At 59.7% G+C, this 22619-nt stretch carries 18 protein-coding genes; 4 read left to right on the top strand and 14 right to left on the bottom strand.

What is annotated here, in order from left to right:
• Positions 1-45: 45 nt before the first annotated feature.
• The 5 genes from ACQK2G_RS18360 to ACQK2G_RS18380 form a co-directional block, all read right to left on the bottom strand.
• Positions 46-2490: a GcvT family protein gene (locus ACQK2G_RS18360; protein WP_425406486.1), complete on the bottom strand. Its 2445-nt coding sequence runs from the start codon at positions 2488-2490 to the stop codon at positions 46-48.
• Positions 2487-3383 carry a phosphotransferase gene (locus ACQK2G_RS18365; RefSeq protein WP_425406487.1) on the bottom strand — a complete coding sequence of 299 codons (897 nt, stop codon included), beginning with the start codon at positions 3381-3383 and terminating at the stop codon, positions 2487-2489. The genes ACQK2G_RS18360 and ACQK2G_RS18365 overlap by 4 nt, the downstream gene beginning before the upstream one ends.
• Positions 3380-5383 (bottom strand): ABC transporter permease, encoded by a 2004-nt coding sequence (locus tag ACQK2G_RS18370; RefSeq protein WP_425406488.1) that lies wholly within the window; start codon positions 5381-5383, stop codon positions 3380-3382. The genes ACQK2G_RS18365 and ACQK2G_RS18370 overlap by 4 nt, the downstream gene beginning before the upstream one ends.
• A complete protein-coding gene (locus ACQK2G_RS18375) occupies positions 5383-6408 on the bottom strand; it encodes a quaternary amine ABC transporter ATP-binding protein (RefSeq protein WP_425406489.1) in 1026 nt (341 codons plus the stop codon). The genes ACQK2G_RS18370 and ACQK2G_RS18375 overlap by 1 nt, the downstream gene beginning before the upstream one ends.
• Before the next feature lie 152 nt (positions 6409-6560).
• Positions 6561-7502, bottom strand: coding sequence for an ABC transporter substrate-binding protein (locus tag ACQK2G_RS18380; protein WP_425406490.1), 942 nt, complete (start codon positions 7500-7502; stop codon positions 6561-6563).
• A 229-nt stretch (positions 7503-7731) separates the two neighbouring features.
• Here ACQK2G_RS18380 and ACQK2G_RS18385 point away from each other — a divergent pair, with 229 nt between their 5' ends.
• On the top strand, positions 7732-8511 hold the full coding sequence (locus ACQK2G_RS18385) for a DeoR/GlpR family DNA-binding transcription regulator (protein WP_425406491.1): 780 nt from the start codon (positions 7732-7734) through the stop codon (positions 8509-8511).
• Entirely contained in the window at positions 8511-9287 is a 777-nt protein-coding gene (locus ACQK2G_RS18390; protein WP_425406492.1) for an inositol monophosphatase family protein, read from the top strand. Before ACQK2G_RS18385 ends, ACQK2G_RS18390 begins: the two co-directional genes overlap by 1 nt.
• A 16-nt stretch (positions 9288-9303) precedes the next feature.
• On the opposite strand, the gene ACQK2G_RS18395 is transcribed toward ACQK2G_RS18390, so the two are convergent.
• Both ACQK2G_RS18395 and ACQK2G_RS18400 read right to left on the bottom strand, forming a co-directional pair.
• On the bottom strand, positions 9304-10233 hold the full coding sequence (locus ACQK2G_RS18395) for a phosphotransferase (RefSeq protein WP_425406493.1): 930 nt from the start codon (positions 10231-10233) through the stop codon (positions 9304-9306).
• 19 nt (positions 10234-10252) lie between these two features.
• Positions 10253-12676: a GcvT family protein gene (locus tag ACQK2G_RS18400; RefSeq protein WP_425406494.1), complete on the bottom strand. Its 2424-nt coding sequence runs from the start codon at positions 12674-12676 to the stop codon at positions 10253-10255.
• A gap of 303 nt (positions 12677-12979) precedes the next feature.
• Between ACQK2G_RS18400 and ACQK2G_RS18405 the strand changes: the two genes are divergently transcribed.
• On the top strand, positions 12980-14578 hold the full coding sequence (locus tag ACQK2G_RS18405; RefSeq protein WP_425406495.1) for an MBL fold metallo-hydrolase: 1599 nt from the start codon (positions 12980-12982) through the stop codon (positions 14576-14578).
• Between the two features lie 3 nt (positions 14579-14581).
• On the opposite strand, the gene ACQK2G_RS18410 is transcribed toward ACQK2G_RS18405, so the two are convergent.
• Complete coding sequence (locus ACQK2G_RS18410) at positions 14582-15352, bottom strand: TIGR00730 family Rossman fold protein (protein ID WP_425406496.1); 771 nt, start codon at positions 15350-15352, stop codon at positions 14582-14584.
• A 293-nt stretch (positions 15353-15645) separates the two neighbouring features.
• Here ACQK2G_RS18410 and ftsH point away from each other — a divergent pair, with 293 nt between their 5' ends.
• Entirely contained in the window at positions 15646-17496 is a 1851-nt protein-coding gene (gene ftsH, locus ACQK2G_RS18415) for an ATP-dependent zinc metalloprotease FtsH (RefSeq protein ID WP_425406497.1), read from the top strand.
• A 26-nt stretch (positions 17497-17522) separates the two neighbouring features.
• On the opposite strand, the gene ACQK2G_RS18420 is transcribed toward ftsH, so the two are convergent.
• The 6 genes from ACQK2G_RS18420 to phnF all read right to left on the bottom strand — a co-directional run bounded on the left by ACQK2G_RS18420 (position 17523) and on the right by phnF (position 22589).
• Positions 17523-18692, bottom strand: coding sequence for a pyridoxal phosphate-dependent aminotransferase (locus ACQK2G_RS18420; RefSeq protein WP_425406498.1), 1170 nt, complete (start codon positions 18690-18692; stop codon positions 17523-17525).
• Positions 18693-18828: 136 nt separating this feature from the next.
• Positions 18829-19845, bottom strand: coding sequence for a nickel/cobalt transporter (locus ACQK2G_RS18425; protein WP_425406499.1), 1017 nt, complete (start codon positions 19843-19845; stop codon positions 18829-18831).
• Positions 19838-20494, bottom strand: a complete 657-nt coding sequence (locus ACQK2G_RS18430; protein WP_425406500.1) for a DUF1007 family protein — start codon at positions 20492-20494, stop codon at positions 19838-19840. The genes ACQK2G_RS18425 and ACQK2G_RS18430 overlap by 8 nt, the downstream gene beginning before the upstream one ends.
• A gap of 3 nt (positions 20495-20497) precedes the next feature.
• On the bottom strand, positions 20498-20893 hold the full coding sequence (locus ACQK2G_RS18435) for a cupin domain-containing protein (RefSeq protein ID WP_425406501.1): 396 nt from the start codon (positions 20891-20893) through the stop codon (positions 20498-20500).
• A 31-nt stretch (positions 20894-20924) separates the two neighbouring features.
• A complete protein-coding gene (locus ACQK2G_RS18440; RefSeq protein WP_425407668.1) occupies positions 20925-21731 on the bottom strand; it encodes a sulfite exporter TauE/SafE family protein in 807 nt (268 codons plus the stop codon).
• Positions 21732-21872: 141 nt separating this feature from the next.
• Positions 21873-22589, bottom strand: a complete 717-nt coding sequence (gene phnF / locus ACQK2G_RS18445) for a phosphonate metabolism transcriptional regulator PhnF (RefSeq protein ID WP_425406502.1) — start codon at positions 22587-22589, stop codon at positions 21873-21875.
• Positions 22590-22619: the final 30 nt, after the last annotated feature.

Genomic DNA, 22619 nt, shown 5'->3' on the forward strand with positions numbered 1-22619 from the left:
GAAAGAAACCGAACCCATAGGAAAGGCAGACGGACCGGCGGGTCCTTAAACCTTCACACGCTCCATCCTAGGGTCATAAAGCGGGGCGAGACTGACGCTGCAGGGGACGCGTACCGTTGCTACTTCAAGCTCGTAGGCGCCATCTTTGACATAGTCCCTGGTAACCCCGTCCTTGTTGCGCACATACCCCATCCCGATGGACTTTCCAAGCGTGTGCCCATAACCGGCGGAAGAAAGATATCCCACTCTTTCGCCATTGCGATAGATCGTTTCGCGGCCTGACAGGATGACATCGCCATCGGCGACGAAAGTGGCCAGCATTTTCTTGACCCCGCCCGACCGTTGGGCCTCGACCGCCGAACGCCCCTTGAAATCGATGTTCTTTTTCAACTTTACAGCCCAGCCCAGCCCGGCTTCGTCCGGCGTGTAGTCGGGTCCGATATCCGACCCCCAGGCCCGGTAGCCCTTTTCGAGGCGCAACGTTTCGATCGCGCGGTATCCTGCATTTCGCAATCCATGCGCGGCGCCGGCCTTGTGCAGAGCGTTGTAGACCGTGGTCGCATATTCTACCGGCAGGTGGAGCTCCCAACCCAACTCGCCGACATAGGTGACGCGCAGGGCATGAACCGGGCACCCGGCAATACCTATGGTCCGCGCGGTACCGAATTTGAACGCGTCGTTGGAAACATCGTCGCGCGTGACTTCCTGCAGTATGTCCCGCGCCTTAGGCCCCATCAGGGACAGGACGGAATAGGCCGACGTCACATCCACCAACTGGGCATTCATGCCTTTGGGAATGTTCCGGGAAATCCAGTTGAAATCATGGGTCGCGAAACCGGTGCCGGTGACGATGTAGTATTCATCCTCCGCCACGCGCACACAGGTCAGGTCGCATTCGATGCCGCCATGATCGTTCAGCATCTGGGTATAGATCAACGAACCGACCGGCTTGGCGACATCGTTGGACGCGATCCAGCTCAGCGCGGCCTCTGCATCCGGTCCCTTGAGGCAGAATTTCGCGAAGGATGTCTGGTCGAAGAGGACGGCCGCTTCCCGTGCGGCCTTGTGCTCGCGGCCCACGGGCGCGTGCCAGTTCGGCCGTTCGAAGGTGTAGATATCCTTCGCCGTCTCACCGGCGGCAAGGTCCGCGTACCAGTTCGGACGCTCCCAGCCGAGCTTCTCGCCGAAGACCGCACCGTCGGCCTTTAGGACGTCGTATAGCGGGGATTTCCGGCACGGTCGGCCGCTGTCGTGTTCCTCGGACGGCCAAGCCATGGTGTAATGCTTGCCATAGGCCTCGATCGTACGGGTACGGACCCAGTCGGTGTCGAAATGCGGACGACCAAAACGTCGAATGTCGACGGGCCAGAGATCGAAGGGCGGCTCGCCTTTCGCAACCCATTCGGCAAGCGCCATTCCGGCCCCGCCGCCGGCGGCGATGCCATAAGCATTGAACCCGGCGCCAACGAAGAAGTTCTTCAATTCCGGCGCTTCACCCAGAATGAAATTGCCGTCGGGCGTGAAACTTTCCGGCCCGTTCACCAATTCCTTGATGCCCGCCGTTTCCAACGCCGGCACCCGACCCAGCGACAATTCCATCAGCTGTTCGAAATGGTCGAAGTCACTGTCCAGCAGCGTATAGTGGAATCCTTGCGGAATGCCATCGACCGCCCAGGGCTTCGGATTGGGTTCGTAACCGCCCATGACCAGGCCGCCGACTTCCTCCTTGTAGTAGGTCAGCCGGTCCGGATCGCGCAGCGTTGGCAGGTTGGAGGGAACGCCCTCGATCCTCTCGGTCACCATGTATTGGTGCTCCATGGAGGCAAGCGGCACGTTCACCCCGACCGACTTCGCAAACGCCCTGGTCCATTGTCCGCAGCAGGCGATGACAACAGGTGTTTCGATCCGACCCTTTTCCGTCTCGACGCCTTTGATCACGCCCTTGTCGATGTCGACCGACAGAACTTTCGTATCCTCGAAAAGCCTGGCGCCCGCCATACGCGCGCCCTTGGCCAAGGAATTCGTGATGTCGGACGGGTTCGCCTGGCCGTCCGTCGGCAGGAAAGCTGCGCCGACCAGATCGTCGATATTCATCAGGGGCCACAGATCGAACGCTTCCTGCGGGGTCAGGAGCTGCATATCGAGACCGAAGGAATGCGCCGTCGTCGCCTGGCGCTTCACTTCGGTCCAGCGTTCTTGGTTGCAGGCAAGACGAAGGCCGCCATTCATCTTCCAACCGGTCGCCTGACCCGTTTCCTTTTCCAATGTATTGTAAAGGTCGACGGAATAACCAAGAAGCTGCGTGATATTCGCACTGGACCGCAACTGACCGACAAGACCTGCCGCATGGAAGGTCGTCCCGGAGGTCAGCTTCTTGCGTTCCAGCAGGACCACGTCCCAGCCGAGTTTCGCTAGGTGATAGGCGGTCGAGCAGCCGACGATACCGCCGCCAACGATGACGGCTTGCGCTGATTTCGGGAAATCGCTCATTTTAGGCCTCTTTGGGGAAAGATGTTCGTTATTGCCCGTTCGTAACGGGAGAGGTTTTCGGCGGTATAGGCGCCGTAATCGAAATCGATTTCGGAGGTGATCTCCGACACCATGCTCCACATGGTTTCGCGCAGCAGCGACCCGCATTTCATCGCGTTGTAACTCCGCAACAGAGCCGGGTCCGGGTCGGCGCCGAAATAGGTCTTCAGCAGCAGGTGTTCGGCTTCTTCCGGAAGGCTGCAATTGGTCGCGACGCCGCCCAAATCGAAGAGCGGCGAATTGAAGCCGCCATACTCCCAGTCGACCAGCCAAAGTCGGTCCTCGGCCTGCAGGATATTGGCCGGCAGAAGGTCATTATGGCCGAGCACGAGATCGATCTTTCCGACCGAACGTTCCAGCGCCGAAGCTTCGTCGAGCAACGCTTGCAGTTTCGGAATATGGACTGACCCGTTCTCCTTCAGGAAGGCCGCATAATCGCGAACCACGTGGAAGACCCAGAATGTGACGATCGGGCCGCGGACGATGTCCGTTACATTGGTATGGACGTCCCGGATAAGCTTTGCGACCGATATCAGTGTCTGGTGATCATGCAGGTCTTCTTCCACCATCGCGCGCGACTCGACGTATTCGAGGACCAGTGCCCCCGGTTCCGAATAGTGGATCCGCGGCGAGATACCGGCGGCCTCCGCCGCGCGGCTGATCGCCAGTTCGTTGAACCGAAGCACACTGTGCTCCGGAATGTCCTGCCCCAATCGGACGACATATTTCTTCCCCTGATCGGACAGGGTGATGTTGATGTTGGTGATGCCTCCACCCAGCGGTTCCGCATCCTGCGGATCCGTCCAGCACGGTAAGGAACAAGCCCTGGTGATCGCCTGGTCGATAGCGGTCATTTCAATCCCAACCTTTCCTGCGAGGTTCTGGCCAGTGCGGTGACGATCCTGTCCGCGATGATCGCGATGAAGGCAACGGCGAGACCGGCCACGATGCCCTGCCCCGTATTCGCCTTGGTCAGCGCGATATAGACCTCCTGCCCCAGGTCCCGTGTCCCGACCAGCGCGGTGATCACCAGCATGGAAATCGCCAGCATGATGGTCTGGTTGAGGCCGAGCAGCAGGGACGGGGCCGCCAACGGCAATTTGATCCGCCACAGGATTTGCCGTTCGGTACAGCCGAAGACCTTTCCGGCCTCGATCAGTTCCACGTCGATCGACCTGATGCCATGGGCCGCATATCGAACCGCCGGCGCAAGGGCGTAGAGAACAACGGCGATCATCGCGGAGAAATCGCCCACCCGGAACAGCATGACGACCGGAATCAGGTAGACGAAGCTGGGCAGGGTCTGAAGCGTATCGATAAAGGCGCCGATGACCGAATTCGCCCGGGCGCTTTGCCCCGCCCAGATGCCGAGCGGGATGCCGATGATGCTGGCGATCAGGACCGAGGTCGCACAGAGGTAGACGGTCGTCATCGCCTTACCCCAAAGCCCCGATGCGGCAACGAACAAGGTCAGTGCGGCGGCAAGCAGCCCCAGTTTCCATCCGCCGACGCGGCCGGCGGCAAGCCCGATGACGATGATGCCCCAGACCCATGGAATACCGCCAAAGAACTTCTTGATCGGAACCAGCAGGAAGGTAAGAAGCTGGGTCTTTATGAATTCCAGCGTGTCGAAGAAATTGACGTTGATCCACTCGATCGCCGCGGTCCAGAACGGTCCGGTGGTGATCGTGTAGTCTTCCGGATAGACCTGGAAAGCCGGAACATACAATCCGGCGAGGGTCGTCGCCGCCGACAGGATCAAAACTCCCGTCAGCAATGGACGCCTTCTGTGGAACGGCAGGGACCGGCTTCGCGGGGCATCGAAACGCCGTACCGCAAAGGCCTGGCTCAACCGATCCAACGCAATCGCCATGACAACGATGGCCAGGCCGGCCTCGACGCCACCGCCGATATCAAGCCGGCGCAGCGCGGTCAGAACGTCATAGCCCAAGCCGCCGGCCCCGATCATGGAAGCGATGATGACCATGTTCAGCGTCAGCATGATGACTTGGTTGACCCCAACCATAAGCGACGGTTTCGCGGTCGGGATCAGCACTTTCCACATCAGTTGCCGCCGCGTGCAGCCAACCATGCGGCCTGCTTCTATCAGTTCCAGCGGCACGGTCTGCAGCGCGACCGTCGATACGCGCACCATGGGGGGCATAGCGTAGATCACCGTTGCCACCAGGGCCGACACCGGGCCGAACCCGAACAGGAACAGGATCGGAACCAGATAGGCGAAGACCGGCACCGTCTGCATGAGATCCAGGACCGGCCGCATCATCCGCTCCGCCAGGGGCACGCGATAGGCGAAGATACCCAGCGCAAGACCGCCCGCCACCCCGATAGGCACCGCGATCAGGACCGATGCCAGCGTCACCATGGCACTGTCCCATTGCCCGAACATCGCCAGATAGATGAAACAAAGGCCGGCTACCAGGACGAGGTTCCGTCGACGGGCATGATAGGCGAGGGCCAGGATGATCCCGACCACCGCGATCCAACTCAGGGACGGCGCGACCTGGACCGCCTGCTGCCCCTGCCCAACGGCGAACCCCTCGATCAACAGGGACCGGACGATGTCGTAGGGCGCTTCCAGCAACGCGGAGATGAAGCGGGTCAAATCACGGAAGGTGAAAAGACCGAAACTCGCATCCTCCACCAACCAGGACATGGCGTCCGATATCCACTTATCCAGCGGCAATTCGTATTTTTTGGGAAAGCGAATGATCCAGCGCGCGTCCAACGCCTTGTACAGATCGAACGACCACGTCGAGAGTGCCCAGGTAACACCGAGAAGCCCGAACCAGAAAAGGGCCGGCCCGCGCGTCAGACGTGACAGGATCCCGCTCATCAGGTGCGTCGGCCGATCATGACATCGACGACCGTGCGTCCGTTGATCGTTCCCACGGGAACACCGTCATCGTCCAGCACCTTGAACGGTTTCGGCGCCGCTTCGACCTGGTCGACCGCGTCGGCAACGGTGACGTTGCCCGGCAGCTCACCGGCGTATTCGCCTTCGGGGACGCCATGCGACATGACAGAGCGCAGTTTGACGACCTTCGCCCTGGGAATATGCTGGGTAAAGTCCTCGACATAGGACGTTGCGGGGTGGAGGACCAGTTCCTCCGGAGTCGCGACCTGTTCGATCACGCCGTCCTTCATTACCGCGATCCTATCAGCCAGTCGGATCGCTTCGTCGAAATCGTGCGTGATAAAGACGATCGTCTTGTGCAGCATCGCCTGCAGGCGCATGAACTCGTCCTGCATTTCCCGGCGGATCAAAGGGTCCAGCGCGGAAAACGGCTCGTCCAGGAACCAAAGGTCGGGGTCGGCGACGAGCGAGCGTGCAATACCGACACGTTGCTGCTGTCCGCCGGACAGTTGACGGGGAAAATGGTCTTCGCGGCCGGCCAGACCGACGATTTCGATCATCTGGCGCGCGCGCTCCTCGCGCGTCTTCTTGTCGACACCTTGAACTTCCAAAGGAAATGCGGCGTTTTGCAGAACGGTGAGATGCGGCAACAGGGCGAAGTGCTGAAACACCATCCCCATCTTCTTGCGGCGAACCTCAATCAGTTCCTTTTCCGTCATGGAGAGAAGGTCCCGCCCTTCGAAACGGATCTCGCCGGCAGTAGGCTCGATCAGCCGCGACAGGCAGCGAACGAGCGTCGACTTGCCCGATCCGGACAGCCCCATGATGACGAAGATTTCGCCTTCCCGGATTTCGACATTGGCGTCCCGGACCGCACCGGTCATCCGAGCCTCGGTGAGATCATGGGCCGAGGGCGCGCCGTTGTGACGTTTCAGGAAGCCGTCCGGGTCCGGACCATAAATCTTCCAAACACCGCGGCAGTCGAGTTTTACGGGACGTTCCATTGCGGTCTCGTAGCGTGGTTTGAATGCGCCAGCGGTTCATAATAACCGTTTGAGGCAGGCGGAGGCGCCTAATTCGGCGCCTCCGTGGGGTCCCGCAGGGGTCTCATTTTTACCCCTAACCGAGGATATTTGGCCTTATTGGATTAAGGCCCTTATTTGATCCAGGAGGACCACTCGGCTTCGTTTGCTTTCATCCACTCGGCGACAACGTCCTCAATCTTCGCGCCGTCGAGATCGACTTTGCCGACCATGTCACCCATGTCCGCATTGCTGACCTTGAACGCCTTGATCGCTTTGGCGGCGCCCGGCCATTTCTTCTCAACACCTTCCCAGGCGACCTTCCAGATCGGGCCCGTCGGCTTGCCGCAATCATAGGCGGAGTCGGGATTGCTGCCCCAGGCGGGGTCATTGTAGCACTCGGGCGTATAGGGCGGGAACTGCACGAAGCTGCCCTTGTACTTGGCCGGCGCCCAATGCGGCGAGTACAGCCACAGGACGATCGGTGCCTTGCGCTGATAAGCGGATTCGAGCTCGGCGAAGAGCGCCGCATCGGTACCCGCATGGACGACTTCGAAATCCATGCCGAGGGCTTCGACGCGCTCATCGTCGTAACCACCCCAGGTCACGGGCCCACCGAGGTAACGGCCCAACGGTTCCGTTTCCGGCGTGGAGAATTCCTGCGCGCAATCGTTCAGCGCCTTCCAGTCCGGCAGGCCCGGGCAGACCTCTTCCATATAGGCCGGGTACCACCACTCCTCGATGGCTTCCATACCGGTCTCACCCATATTCACGACCTTGCCGGTGGCGAAGGCTTCGTCCATGGCGTCGCGGCCGGTGGTTTCCCAAATTTCCATGGCGACATGCAGATCGCCGGTCTTCAGGCCCGCGAACTGGGCGATGTAATCCGCCTGAACGTATTCAATGTTGTATCCGGCCTTCTTCAACACCTCGCCCATGATGGTTGTCGTGACGATCTGACCGGTCCAGTCATGGGTGGTGATCTTGATCGGATCCTGCGATTCGACGCCCGCGAAGGCGCCGGTCGAGACAAAGGCAGTCAGTACCCCTGCAAGAACAGACTTCATTGGTTTCATATTCAGCCTCCGAGCTGCTGCGGTTTCACGCGTCTATCTCAAGCCGCGAGTGACCTGACCTGCGCGCTGACCATAAATGTCTTGGAAAAACCCACAAAACGCAACGGATAAATTGGCATTTTGATAGTTTTATGTGGCTTTTTGGGGGATTTGATGCCCTAATACCAATGCTGATATGTAAACAAAAATTTCCTCCTCCACACAGCACGCCCAAGGATGGAGAAAAACATTGGAACCGCGTTCGAACCATCGACAAAACGAGATCCTGGACCAGTTGCGCCGGTCCGGCGGGTCGATGCGCGTTCATGCCATCGCCCAGGCCCTTCAGGTTACCGAGGAAACCGTGCGCAGGAATGTGAAGGCGCTGGTCACGGATGGGTTGGTCGAAAAGACGCATGGCGGCGTGCGCCTGATCCGCCTCGAGGAGGAGGTGGATTTCCATCAGCGTTACCGGGAAAACCCGGATGCCAAACGGCGGATCGCGCAGCACGTTGCGGGGATGATCGCCGACGGCACCTCCCTGTTCCTCGACATCGGCAGCACGACCGCCCATATCGCGGATGCACTGCGCGACCATAAACGCCTTCTGGTCGTCACGAACTCGGTCTATGTGGCTTACCGACTGGCGACCCGGAACGAAAACCGGGTATTCATGGCAGGCGGGGAGTTACGCAGCCACGACGGCGGCGCCTTCGGGGCGGACGCCATGGCTTTCGCCGCGAATTTCAGCACCGACTATGCCATTCTGTCCGCGGCCGGGATAACCGCAGCCAACGGCTTCATGCTGTTCGATCTGGAGGAAGCCCAATTCTCGCGTCTCATCATGGGACAGGCATCGACACGGATTGTCGCCGCGGATTCGAGTAAATTCGGCCGCGAGGCGCCGATTACGGTGGGCGACCCCTCCCTGGTGGATGTATTGGTGTGCGACCAGCGCCCGCCACAAGATATTTGCACCGCTGCCAAGCAATGGAATATGGACGTACAAGTGGTTTCCCAGGAGTCGTAATGCCCACGCCGATCGATCAAATCCGGGATGCGGCCATCCGCATCGCCGAACAAGCCAGTGCCGTTCCGATGTCCTATTTCCGGGCGGCTTTCGAGGTCGATGCGAAGGCGGATGAAAGCCCCGTGACGATCGCGGACCGGGAAACGGAAGCCTTTATCCGGAAGGCCCTGGCCGAGGCCTTTCCCGACCACGGCATTCTTGGCGAGGAATACGGCATCTCCGGTTCTCTCGACGGCGAAACCTGGATTGTCGACCCCATAGACGGAACCCGATCCTTTATCACGGGATATCCATTGTTCGGCATGTTGATGGGCTTCCTGGACGGCGGCACGCCAAAGCTTGGCCTGGTTCGGATGCCGGCCCTGAACGAAACCTTCATCGGCATCCCAGGGCAGGGCGCGACCTTGAACGGTACTCCGATCCAGACTCGCAAGACGACCGATCTCGGCGAGGCCTCGATCTATATCAACGAACCGGACGGCATCCGGCGCAGTCATCCCGAACTGTTCGAGCGCATATGGAATGTCGGCGGCACGCGGCGCGCCGCCTATGATTGCTATCCCCATGCCCTGGTGGCGAGCGGACAGATCGATATCTGTGTGGACTTCGGCCTTCAACCTTATGACTATCTGCCGTTGATCGGACTGATCGAAGCAGCGGGCGGCATCATGACCGATTGGGACGGCAATCGATTGGACATGAAATCCGAAGGTCATGTGATCGCGGCCGCCACCCCCGAACTGCACGCGGCGATGTTGCCCCACCTGCAACGCTAGGGGACGGCAGGCCGTGTCAGCCCGCCTTTACGGCGGCGACATGTCCGGCAAACGCCGGATCCTGCATCAACGCCTTGCAGCGGTCGAAGCGACCGGTAGCATAGGCCCAGAAGTCTTCCGCCGGATTGCCGTCAGCGAATTGGATCAATCCCCATAGGGTCCAAAGCAGGTCGCACATGGCCTTGTAGATCACGACCCTGCCCTTCTCGTCCGCTGTCGGCTCGCGGCCGAAATAGCCGCGCAGTAGTTCCGCTTCCTCTGTATCGTTCATGCCGGCCTCGACGGAAAGATCGCCCAGATCCCACAGCGGGTCGTTCATGCCCGAATACTCCCAGTCGACGATCCACATGACCTCGCCGTCATCCAGGAAGTTCTCGCATAATGGATCGCAATGGCAAGGGGCTAGCGGGGCCGGGTTGGCTTGCAGCGCCCCCTTCACCGGGTCGGCGGCCTTGACGATATCGTGGTATCCATCCGGCAGGGCGACATCCTTGGTGGAAAGGATTTTCAGATAATCCTCGATCATGGAAAAGAGCTCAAATCGGAAATCGAAACTCTCCCCGGAATTGTGGAGCTTCGCGAGTGCCTTGCCGGCGCGTTCCGGCGAACCCGGCCTTTCGGAAAAGAGGGCGGGCGTCATCGTCACGATATCGTCGATCGCCCTTGTGATCATGACGCCCGACGTCGGATCAGCCCAAAGCACTTCCGCCGAGACACCGGCCTTCCAGGCGGCTTTCGCGTTGGTCAGTTCCACCTTCCGGTCGATATACTCTTCCGTACCGTCACCTGGAATGCGAACAATGACGCGATCTGCGCCGGTATCGACAAGATGCACAAGGTTCGTCAGGCCACCCAGTCGGGTCACGGAACAGTTCTCTTCCGTTACTCCCTCGAACCCCGACGCGTTCTTTAATGCCGCGACGGCGGCCTGAACATTCTCCTGCATATCGACCCCTCGTTCTGTCTCAAGCTTTCAGCTTCTTGTTCTCCGCATCATAAAGCGGCCCTTCGACCTTGGCGACCGCGTGCCTGTCGCCGAATACCTCAATCTCGAAACCGTCTCCATCCCAGTACGGTTTGTCGAGATAGCCGAAAATGATCGTCTTGCCCATCGTGTGTCCGAAGCCAGCACTGGAGGCCAGGGAAACAACTTTCCCATCCAGCAGGATTGTTTCGCCGCCATATAGCGGCAGCCTGGCCTCCGTCGTGAAGGTACAGAGTTTTCGGGTCGGGCCATCAACCTTCTGTTTTTCCAACACGGGGCGGCCAATGAAGTCGCCGCCGGATTTCAGATGTACACGGAAACCCAGGCCTGCCTCGATCGGCGTCGTATCGGGCGTAATGTCGCCCGACCAATATAGATAGCCCTTCTCCAATCGCAGACTGTCGATGGCGCGATACCCGACATCCTTGATGCCATGTTCCGCGCCAGCTTCCGCCAACGTCCTGTAGAGATGCGCACCGAATTCCGTCGGCACGTGAAGTTCCCAGCCCAGTTCCCCGACGAAGCCGATCCGGACGGCGCGTACCGGTGCGGCGCCGATGATGATCTCCCGCGCCGTGCCGAAGGGAAATGCCTCGTTGGAAACATCGTTCTCGCAAACCGACTGCAGAACGTCGCGCGCCTTGGGCCCGCAGATATTGATAACCGCGCGGGCGGAAGTCATCTCGATCAAGTGGACGGATCCGTCCTTCGGCATGTGGCGACGGATCCAATCCGCGTCGTGGGTACCGAAGCCGGATCCCGTGACGATGTAGAAATGATCCCGGCCCAGGCGCGTGATGGTCAGGTCAGCCTCGATCCCACCGGCTTCATTGCAGAGCTGGGCGTAAATGACGGTGCCGTCGGGCTTGTCCATGTTGCAGGCGGACAGCCGCTGCAGCAGCGCAAGGGAACCGGGGCCGATCATTTCGAACTTCGCGAAGCTCGACTGATCGATCAAGGCAACGCCCTCGCGGACGGCCTTGTGTTCCTCCTCGGCATATTTGTGCCAGCCGGGTTCTAGGAAATCGAGCTGATCAACCGGCTCGACGCCTTCCGGCGCGAACCAAAGCGGCCGCTCCCAGCCGTTCTTGGAACCGTAGACGGCCCCTTTCGCTTTTAGAATTTCGTAAAGCGGCGACAAGCGCAGTTGACGCGCTGTCTCATGCTCCTGCCCCGGATAACGCATCTTGTAGTGATGCGCGTAATGCTCGACGGCACGGGGATACATGAATGCCTTGGCCCCATGATGCGGACCGAAACGTCTGCAATCCAACGGCCAAAGATCCAGGCTAGGCCGCCCTTCGGTGATCCATTCGGCAATCATTTCCCCGGCCCCGCCGCCGGCGGCGATACCGTAGAGGAAGCCGGTCGCCATCATCAGATTGTCGAAGCCGGGCATCCAACCCATGACAAAATCGCCGTCCGCCGAATAGGGGATCGGCCCGTTGATCACCTGACGGATGCCGACTTCTTCGAGAATCGGTGTCACCTGCGTCGCCAGTTCGGCCAGGGGACCGAACCGGTCCAGATTGTCGGGCAGCAGCTGGCGCACGAATTCACCCGGAATTCCTTCATCCCCGAAAGGAAGGGTTCCTTCCTCATATCCGCCGATCACCATCCGGCCGCCCGCGTCCGGCTTATAGTAAACGAGACGTTCCGGGTCGCGCAGCGTCGGCAAACCTTTTACGAGGTCCACGTCCGGCAACGGTTCGGTGACGATGTATTGATGCTCGACCGCACAGGCGGGAACCTGAATCCCCAATTTGGCGCCCAGTTCGCGACTCCACATGCCTGCGGCGAACACCACCGTCTCGGCTTCGTAGTCACCGTCCGAGGTCAGCACCCTGGTTATACGTCCGTCGCTGACGTCGAAATCGTCCACCTTCACGCCCTGACGGATCTGCGCGCCATGTTTGCGAGCCCCGGCCGCGATCGCCTGGCACAAACTGGCGGGATCTACGTGCCCGTCGGAGGGGATGAAGGCAGCTCCCTGCAAGCCCGTAGCGTCGATATAGGGAAACAGGCTCTTTGCCTCCTCGGCGCTGATCATCTCCATTTCCAAATCGAAACTGCGCGCCATCGTCGTCAGGCGCTTCGCTTCCAGAAGACGTTCGCGGGTGGAGGCGAGACGGAGGCTACCGACCTTCTTCCAATCGAAAGCCATCCCGGTTTCCGCTTCGAGACTGTCATACATCGCGACCGAGCGTTTCAGCATCCGTGTCGTATTTCGCGACGACCGCAGCTGCCCGACCAGCCCGGCCGCATGCCAGGTCGCCCCCTCGGTCAGGGCCGCTTTCTCAAGCAGGACGACGTCCTTTTCCCCGTTCTTTGTCAAATGATAGGCGATTGAGCAGCCGATGATACCGCCGCCGATGATGAGGTGTTTTGCCGAATGGGTGGCCATATCCGCATCCTTTGAAAATCTCGGGGCAGAGTGGCAGGAATACCACAAAAAACAATACACTTTGTTGGGTTATGCGATACTTATGTAGAAAAATGCTGAAACCATGATGATTTTTCCAACAAAACACCACAACTCCACATAATTGCATCATGGCCCGTTCAATCACACGCAATGCCCTGCGACACTTTGCATCCATGGTTCAGGCGTATCTTGTTGAACACTGAACCCGGCGTTAGCGTGACAGTAACAACGATCCGGTAGCACACGGATTTCTGCCGGAAGACAAAAACACGCGGGTGCTTCATGCGTATGACCTTCTGCGGGGCGGCCGGAACGGTCACCGGTTCGTGCTATTGGCTGAAAACCGACCAATGTCAGTTCTTGGTTGATTGCGGCATGTTTCAGGGTACCAAGACCCTGAAAGAACTGAACTACGGAACCTTCCCCTTCGATCCGAAGGAAATCGATTTCGTGCTGCTAACCCATGCGCATATCGACCATTCCGGTCTGTTGCCGAAGCTGGTCAAACAGGGGTTCAAAGGTCCGATCTTCACAACACCGGGCACGTTCGATCTGCTCGGGTACATGCTGCCGGACAGCGGCTACATCCAGGAAATGGAAGTGGAAAGGCTGAATCGTCGCAACGCGCATCGCGGTCGGCCCGCGGTCACACCGATCTACACAAAAAATGACGCGATCAACGCGTTGAACAGTTTTTCCACCGTCGAGTACGAAAGCTGGCGTGACGTCGGACGAGGCGTGCGAGCCCGATTCTGGAATGCGGGCCATATATTGGGCGCGGCCTCGATCGAGGTGGAGGTCACCTCGAGCCATCGCGATCAGCGCGTCGCGCGCATTTTGTTTTCCGGCGACATCGGCCCTGAACACAAACTGTTCCATCCGGATCCAGACGCCCCCGAAGACTGGGATTACATCTGTTGCGAAGCGACCTATGGCGGTCGCGAGCGTGAGGACGCAACCCCGGAAAAACGAAGAGCGATCCTTGAAAAAGAAGTGAACGCCGCCCTCAAGAAACGCGGCAATCTGCTGATCCCCGCCTTCGCCGTCGAACGGACCCAGGAGTTGCTGCTGGATTTGACCGTCCTGTTCGACGCCGGACGCATCCCGGAGGTGCCCGTCTTTCTGGACAGCCCGCTTGCCATTCGGGCTACGGAGGTCTTTGCGAAAAACGCCCACGCTTTGGAAGATACCGATGCCGTCGCAAACTTGTTCAAGCGACACAACATCCGTTTCACCGAATCCGTCGAAGAGAGCAAAATGATCGCCCGCGTAACCGGCGGCGCGATCATTATGGCCGGCAGCGGCATGTGCGAAGCGGGACGCATCCGTCACCACCTGAAACATAATCTGTGGCGCACGGAGGCCACGGTCATGCTGGTCGGCTATCAAGCACGCGGCACGTTAGGCTCCCTGCTGGCCCAAGGCGCTACAGCGGTAAAAATCATGGGAGAGTCGATCAAAGTTGGCGCGACGATCCGCCAGATCGACGTCTATTCAGGTCACGCGGACGGCCCCCAGTTGGTCGAATGGGTGACGGAGAGGCTTCCAGTCAAATCAGCGATTTTCTTGACCCATGGGGAGGAAACGTCTCTGGCGGCGCTCCGTGACGACCTCGAGAAGTCCGGCGTTCCCTCGGCAAAAGTCATCGTTCCGCAGTTGGACGACGTCGTCGATTTGGTCGACGGCCGCGGCAAGGTTCAGTTCCGGCGCAAACCCCACAGATTGCCGAAGGAAATGGTGCGGGAGCTGGATTGGCACAATGAACTGGCGGATTTCACATTGCGCCTGAGGGAACAGTTGGATGCGGCGGCCGACGACAAACGCCGCAAGGTTATCCTCCGCCGGGTGAAGCGGGCCCTCGATGCCGGCAAGGGCGGTTGACCGTCACGTATCCTTCGCCGCGTAGAACTCGGAAATGACCCGCCAGGCTTCCTCCGGCGTCTGCACAAAGGTGAAGATGTCGAGATCTTCAGGCGAAATGACGCCTTCCTCGACCATCCGGTCGAAATTGATGATCGACTTCCAGTAACTCTCCCCGAACAGCAGCACGGGAATGGGTTCGATCTTCTTGGTTTGAATCAAGGTCAGGGTTTCGAACAATTCGTCCATCGTCCCGAAGCCGCCCGGGAAGATCACCAAGGCCCGCGCGCGCAACAGGAAGTGCATCTTGCGTAACGCGAAATAATGAAACTGAAAGCAGAGTTGCGGCGAAATATAGGGGTTTGGAGCCTGTTCGTGCGGCAGTGAGATATTCAACCCGACACTGATCGCCCCTTCGTCATGGGCGCCGCGGTTCGCCGCCTCCATGATCCCCGGTCCGCCGCCCGTCATAATCACGTAATCCCGCTCGGCATTTTTCTGGCCCGCTTGCGAGACGATCCGGGCAAAGTTTCGGGCCTGTTCATAGTATACGGCATGCCCCGTCCCGGTATGGGTACCTGATTGCCCCTCGACCGGATTTGCGCCGTTTGGCGCCGGCGTCCGCGAACTGCCGAACACCACGATCGTCGAATGGACGTTCTGTTCCCGCAGGCCCAGTTCGGGCTTCATGAGTTCAAGTTCCAGCCGGACGGCCCGCAATTCGTCTCGATTGAGGAATTCAGGGTCTTCGTATGCCAGTCTGTAACAAGGGTGCTGGGTTTGATCCTTCGTCATGGTTTCCTCAAACCTGGGCTCAACAATCGATGAAGAGACAAAGCCTTCGCCGAACCGCCGCCCTCGGCCCGCGAGCAAGCGGCCTTCTCCACCCTTCACCTGTTTTGGCGACACCGCAAGATTTCAACATGGCCGGTGCATTGTGCGAGACGCCTCGCTGAGAGGGCTGCTATTGCCTAGAACGGATAACACAGCCACTCTTCCGGGCAGATACTGCACTAACGTATCCAGGACATACGACTGGTCACCGCAGGCCCGGTACGCTCAAATAGCGTAACAGCAGGTGGATAGGGATGGACAAGAAAGCGCATATAAACGTCTGGTATTTCGTCGCGGCGATGCTCTTCGTCCTGGCCTTCCAGTGGTGGATGGCCCGCCAGCAGGTCGAAACCATTTCATACAGCGAGTTCCAGACCCTTCTGAAGAGCGGGAAGATCGCCGAAATCGCGATCACCGATAACAGTATTCGCGGCGAACTTCGACAACCCATGCCGGATGGCCGCCGGTATATCTATACCGTCCGGGTGGAACCGGATTTTGCCGAGGATCTCGCAAAATACGACGTCGAATTCACCGGCGTCGTCGAGAGCAATTTCATCAACAACCTGTTGTCCTGGATTCTGCCGGCCCTGATGTTTTTCGGGCTTTGGTATTTCCTCATCCGCAAGGTGGCGGAAAAGCAGGGCTTCGGCGGCGGCTTCATGGCGGTCGGCAAGAGCAAGGCGAAAGTCGCCGTCGAAAAGGATATCCAGGTCACCTTTGACGATGTTGCCGGTGTAGACGAAGCCAAGCAGGAACTTCAGGAAGTGGTCACCTTTCTGAAGGATCCGGACCAATATGGAAGACTTGGCGCACACATTCCCAAGGGTGTCCTGTTGGTCGGTCCGCCGGGCACGGGCAAGACACTGCTGGCCCGCGCCGTCGCCGGCGAAGCGGGCGTGCCGTTCTTCTCCATCAACGGTTCGGAATTCGTCGAAATGTTCGTTGGCGTCGGCGCCGCCCGCGTACGCGACCTTTTCGAGCAAGCCCGCAAGAGCGCTCCCTGCATCATATTCGTGGATGAAATGGATGCCCTTGGCCGGGCCCGCGGCATTAATTCGATCGGCGGCGGCGCGGACGAAAAGGAACAGACGCTGAACCAGTTATTGGCTGAGCTCGACGGGTTCGACCCTTCGACCGGAGTCGTGCTTCTTGCCGCGACGAACCGACCGGAAGTCCTGGATCCGGCCCTGCTTCGGGCAGGCCGGTTCGACCGGCAGATCCTGGTCGACCGTCCCGACAAGGTGGGTCGTGCGCAAATTCTGAAAGTCCATTTGCGGAAGATAAAGCCGGGCCCGGATGTCGAAATTGAAGACATTGCAGCCCTGACCGCCGGTTTCAGCGGCGCCGACCTGGCCAACCTTGTGAACGAGGCCGCGATCATGGCAACCCGTCGTGACGGCGAGTCGGTCTCCATGGACGATTTCACCCGTGCATTGGAGAGGATCATCGCCGGGCTGGAAAAGAAGAGCCGGGTGCTGAGCCCCGACGAAAGAAGAACCGTCGCCTATCACGAGACGGGCCACGCGCTGGTCACTTTGGCCCTGCCCGGCACCGACGTGGTTCACAAGATTTCCATCATTCCGCGGGGCATAGGATCGCTCGGCTACAATATTCAGCGCCCGACGGAAGACCGCTATCTGATGACCCGCAGCGAGTTGGAAAACAAGATGGCCTGCCTGCTCGGCGGCAGGGCCGCGGAGGTTCTCGTTTTCAACAAGATCTCGACCGGTGCCTCCAACGACTTGGACAAGGCGACCGAGATCGCCCGCAGCATGGTGATGCGATACGGAATGGACGACGGTTTGGGGCTGGCCATCTATGACGAAGAGCGCCCATTGTTCCTGGGCGGTGCCACCGTTCCGCAGCCGCAGACGCGGCGTTACAGCGAGCAAACAGCCGCGCAAATCGACGATGCGGTTCGACGTTTACTGAACAAGGCGTTTGATCGGGCCACGGCGATCCTTACCAAGAACCGGAACCTGTTGGACAAGACCGCCGCGACACTTATGGAAAAGGAAACGTTGACCGCCGAAGAGTTGCCCCGCCCAGAGGGCGAGACACCGCCGGTGCCGGCAACGACACCTTCCGCAGCCAACGCCTGAGCGCGACGATGTTCCGCCGTTCTTGATTACAGGCCGCGAACGAAGGCGGCGATCCTTTCCGCCCCTTCACCCAGCACGTCCTCAGGCTGACAAAGCGCGATCCTTACATGGTGGTCAAGACTGGGGTCGAACGCGCCCCCGGCCAGGACGGAAACCTGCTGCGCCTCCAACAGATCCTCGGAAAACTTCCTCCCGGTAACACCCAGTTCGGACAGGTCCATCAGGCAGAAGATGCCTGCTTCCGGCCGTAGGATGGAGATGCCTTTCACACCGGAGAGGTGCTGCAGGAAAATGTCACGCCGCCGGCGATAGGCTTCGCGCATTTCCGCTTCGGCCGCTTCCTCGTTGTTCAGCGCATGCGCCGCGGCATGCTGGATGAAGGCGGAACCGCCATATTGCATGCTGTTCAGAAGATTGCGGGCATGGATGCAAAGCTGGTCCGGCCCGACAATCCAGCCGACCCGCCAGCCGCTCATGGCGTGCGATTTGGACATGCTGCGGATAAGCACCGTCCGCTCCGGTCCGCCTTCCATGGTGTAGGGCGATGTGAAGGGGTGCTCGTAACACAGATCGGCATAAACCTCGTCCGAATAGAGCCAAAGATCGTTTTCGCGGCAGATGTTCAGAACCGCTTCCACGCTTTCCGCACTGGCTACGGCACCGGTCGGGTTGTGGGGCGAATTCAGCAGCACCGCCTTGGTTCTGGGCGTGATCGCCTGTTTCAAACCTTCCAAGTCAACGGCGAAGCCGTTCGCCGCATCCAACGGCACCGTCACAGGCACGGCCCCGCAAGCGCGGATCACCCCCTCGAACATGATATAGGGCGGGGCCAGGATGATGACCTCGTCGCCCGCCTCCAGCGTGCAGCGCATCGTGACGTAAAGCGCGTTCTGTGCGCCTGCCGTAACGGCAATGTTTCTGCGCGGCACCGGAATGCCGAGGCGCTTCTCTTCCCGCGCGGAAATCGCGTCCAACAGAACCGGAATGCCGCCTGCGCCGGAATACTTCGTGGCGCCGGCCTCCATCGCGCGGGTACATGCCTCGACCACGCCGGGCGGTGTTGCGAAATCAGGGTCGCCGACGCTGAGCACGATTATCGGTTCGCCGCGGGCCTTCATCTCCAGCGCACGGGTGTGCACGGCCCAGGCATCCGTTCCCGAAGCCGCCAAACTATCAACGAAACCGGCGTATTTCATGGCAAGACATCCACTCTGCAGCAGAGAAAAAAGAGTTGGGGCGGTTCTAGATCGAATGGCTTGAGGGCGGCAAGACGCAGTCGGATGAAAAATTCCGATGTCTCGGATCAGCGGAAGCACGGCCGATTCCGGGACGTCAGAGCAACGGATGCGCAACCGTATTCATGGATCCGTGCAGAAGACCGGCGCCGATTGCGGCGACCACGCCGCCGCCCAGCAAGGCCAGACCCGCCGCCACGGGCGCCATGGGAACCCCGCCGCTTTCCGCCAGGCGCGCGAGCGGAAACTTCATCCCGTGCGCCGCCATGGCCAGCCCCGCCACGGTTATCCCCGTCCCGATCGACATCGCTACTACCGCCGCGACACCGGCCAGCAGCATGCCCGTGCTATAGGTCAGAACCAGGACCAGAATGGCGCCGGAACACGGTCGTATGCCAACAGACAGAGCGACCATCGCCGCCTGGGAGAAGGAATCGGCCTTGGCGACCTGCTCAACGCTGGGCCCGTGACTGTGACCGCAGCATGCGTCCCCGTGGTCATGGATCTCGTGATCATGGCTATGACCATGGTGATAGTGATGCTCTTGATCGTGGGAGTGGACGTGGCCCGCCCCATGTCCGGCCGGGCGGCGGATCAGGCGGAGGACCTGCCGGCCGCCTTTCACGATCAGGTACAAGCCAACGAGCATGACCGCCGCATAGCTTACCGGCTCCAGATAGTCGTCCGCCGCCAGGGCGGCGCGGCGCATGCTGCCTTCCACGAGCAGGGCGATGCCCACCACCGCACCGATCGCCGTCAGCCCCTGTACCAGGGCCGACGCAAAGGCAATCACCGCGGTACGCCTCAGATGAGTTTCATGGGTGACCGCATAAGCAGAAATGATCGCCTTTCCATGACCGGGTCCGACCGCGTGAAAAACGCCATAGGCGAAGCCTAATCCAATCAGGCCGAAAAACGGCCCGAGATCCTGCGCCTCCGACAAGTGGGTGACGCTACGTCCGAAATCCTGGGTAAAGGCACGCTGCTTTTCCTGCGCATAGGCCAGCACCACGTCATACCAGGAACCCGGTTGCATGGCGGTGACAATCAGCAAGCCGGCAGCGACCACCAGCAGCATACTGATAATGAGCAGAACCGTTCGGGTATCACGCATCGTTACAGGTCACGGCAACGACTTCGGCGAACAATCTACCGATCCCGGCGGGCCCCTGTTCGTTCTTGCCCAGACTTGCTGCAAGACCGACGGTTTCCGCATCCGGATCCGGGCTGGCGATCGACGCAAGGCATTCCCCGGCGCCGGGACCGGCGATCGTCACCAAATCGTTCTCCACATGCAGGATCTCGACATAATAGGACGGATCGTAAACCGCGTATTCGAAACCGTTCGTTTTCGGGTCCACCGGTTCGGCGAGGGAAACCACGAACCGCATGACCAGGCGCTTGTTCTTTTCCGTCATCGTGCCGTCGCGGGCCTCGCCCAATGCGACGGGCTTGCCGTCATACTGTGCTTCGACGAAGTAGTTGTAGTCGCGAAGCGCAACCAGGTTTTCCACCGCAAGCGTCGCCAGGGCCTCTTCCGTCACCTCGCCCGCCCGCGCGATATCCTCCAGAATGAATGCGGAATAGAATTCGTCAAAGCGCCATTCGAGGGTCAGGGCTTCGACCTTGCCCTCGGCGTTCAGGATCACACCGCTGCGCAGATCGATCCAAGCATGGGGATGAGCCTTGGCGGAAGTCGCCGTCGCGAAGAGGGCAATAATCCCGAACAGACAAGCGGTGAACAAGCGTATGTGACGGATCATCTTTTATTCGTCCTGCTGCGGCATGTCGGATGTGGAATGGTCCGTCGGTTGCGGCGTCATCGTCATGACGGTAACGCCTTTCGGCGCCTGGAACTTGTGCCAGCACCCTTGCGGAACGATCGTGACCATTCCAGCGGACATTTCCAAATCGACACGACCATCCTCAGTCAAAACGGAGACCATTGCCTCGCCGGCCAGGATTTGAACCAGTTCGTCGCCGTTCCGGTGCCGTTCCCAGGCACTTTCCCCGACAAAACTGCCGGCAAATATGCCGGTACGCCCCGTATCCGCCAAAGTCGCGAAGACAGGGGCCATCTCTTCCCCCGGGGTGTGGGGCGTCCGCCCTTCAAGGACGGGGCGCCCTGCGAGGGATTTCTCAATACTGACAGCTTTTGTCATACCCCCACATCCTCCGTCGTCGGATCGGCACCTACAAAATCATTTTGATGCCTGTGATGGCCAGAAACAATGCGAAGCAACGCCGCAAGGCCAATTTCGGCATGGCATGAGCGAATTTGGCCCCCAAGGGCGCCGCAAAGACAGTCACGCCGGCAATGATCAGCCCGGCCGGCCAATTGACGTAACCGATGGATCCGAACGGCAGACCGTCGAGGCCCCAACCGGCCCAAACGTAAAAACCGACCGCCGATGCGGCAATCGCGATTCCGAAGGAGGACGCCGTCCCGACTGCGTTATGGATGGGAAATCCGAACATCGACAGGACCGGTACCGACAGGGTACCGCCGCCGATCCCCATCAACGCGGAGAAACCGCCCACGACGTATGAAATCAGGCCGTTGGCGATCCGCCCCTTCGGCAGGGAGTCGGAGATGACCCACATGTTCTTCCGCACCATGGTCACCGATACGATCAGCGCGATCACTCCGAAAATCAGGCGCAACGCCTCGCCATTCAGATATTTCGCGGTCAAACCGCCGCAGGCGGCCCCAATCGCGATCCCGGGAAGCCAAAGGCGCAACAGGGCGAGGTCCACGACCCCTTTGCGATAATGCGCCCTGGCCGAAGAGATCGATGTGGCAACGATCGTCGCCAAGGATGTCGCGACGGCGATATGCATGGAAAGGTCCGGATGCACCTTGAAGAAAGGGGCCAGCCAAAAAAGCACCGGTACGATGACGATACCGCCGCCGACGCCGAGCAACCCCGCCAACACACCGGCGGAAAGACCGGTGAACAGCAACAGAACCACCGTCAGAACAAGAAACTGAACATCCATATCCACGCGCAGGCACTCCACCTCGTTTGGTGCTGGATTACAGGGAAGTTGCGGATTAGTCGACAGATTGTCGTATCAAAAGATCGGTGACGATAGCGGGAGGCGAAAACGCCGGTGAACGCAACGACGGCCGAAGTATCGTCACTCGCCCGCTTCCACGACCAATTGAATGCGGTCACCGGCGAATTGACTGACGTTGAGCGAGATCGGTTCACCGTTCGAATCGATATCCACACCTTCGGTTTGCAGAATCGGACGGCCATAGGGAATTTGCAGATGACGGCTCAATTCAGCCGTCGGCGCGATCGCCGAAATCCTGGTCGATGCCCGCGTATAGTCCTCGATACCGAGCCGCGCCAACGCCACCGTGATCGACCTTGTCTCTTTGACATGAGGAATCAACCCGGCGAAACGATCCGCGGGAAATTGACTGACCCCATAGCTTAGCGGTTTTCCATCCACCGCGCCCAAGGATTGGATGACCACTACCTTGCTGCCGAGCGCGATTTTCAACGCATCCGCGGCTTCCTGATCGCAACGAACGATTTCCGCCCGCAGGATTTCCCTGTTCGGCAAGCGGTGCGCTGCCGCAACGCTTTGCGTGAATCGAACACGTCGCCCGACCGGATATTCCACCGTCTGCTCGCGAACGAAAGTGCCCCGTCCCTGGTCGACCCGGAGACGGCCCTGGTCGACAAGCGAGGAAATGGCACGCCGCACCGTGTGGCGGTTCACACCGAAACGCGTCGCCAACTGATGTTCCGTCGGTAATTGGTGGCCTGGCTCATATGTCCCGGCCGTGATGTCCTTCAGCAGCGCCTGTTCGATCTGCTTCCAGATCGCAATGCCTTTAACCATGTCTGCAGTCCACCGTATTTTTTGCAGTGC

The organism is Hwanghaeella sp. (genome assembly GCF_965227365.1).
In the GTDB taxonomy this organism is placed as follows: Bacteria; Pseudomonadota; Alphaproteobacteria; order UBA8366; family Aestuariispiraceae; genus Hwanghaeella.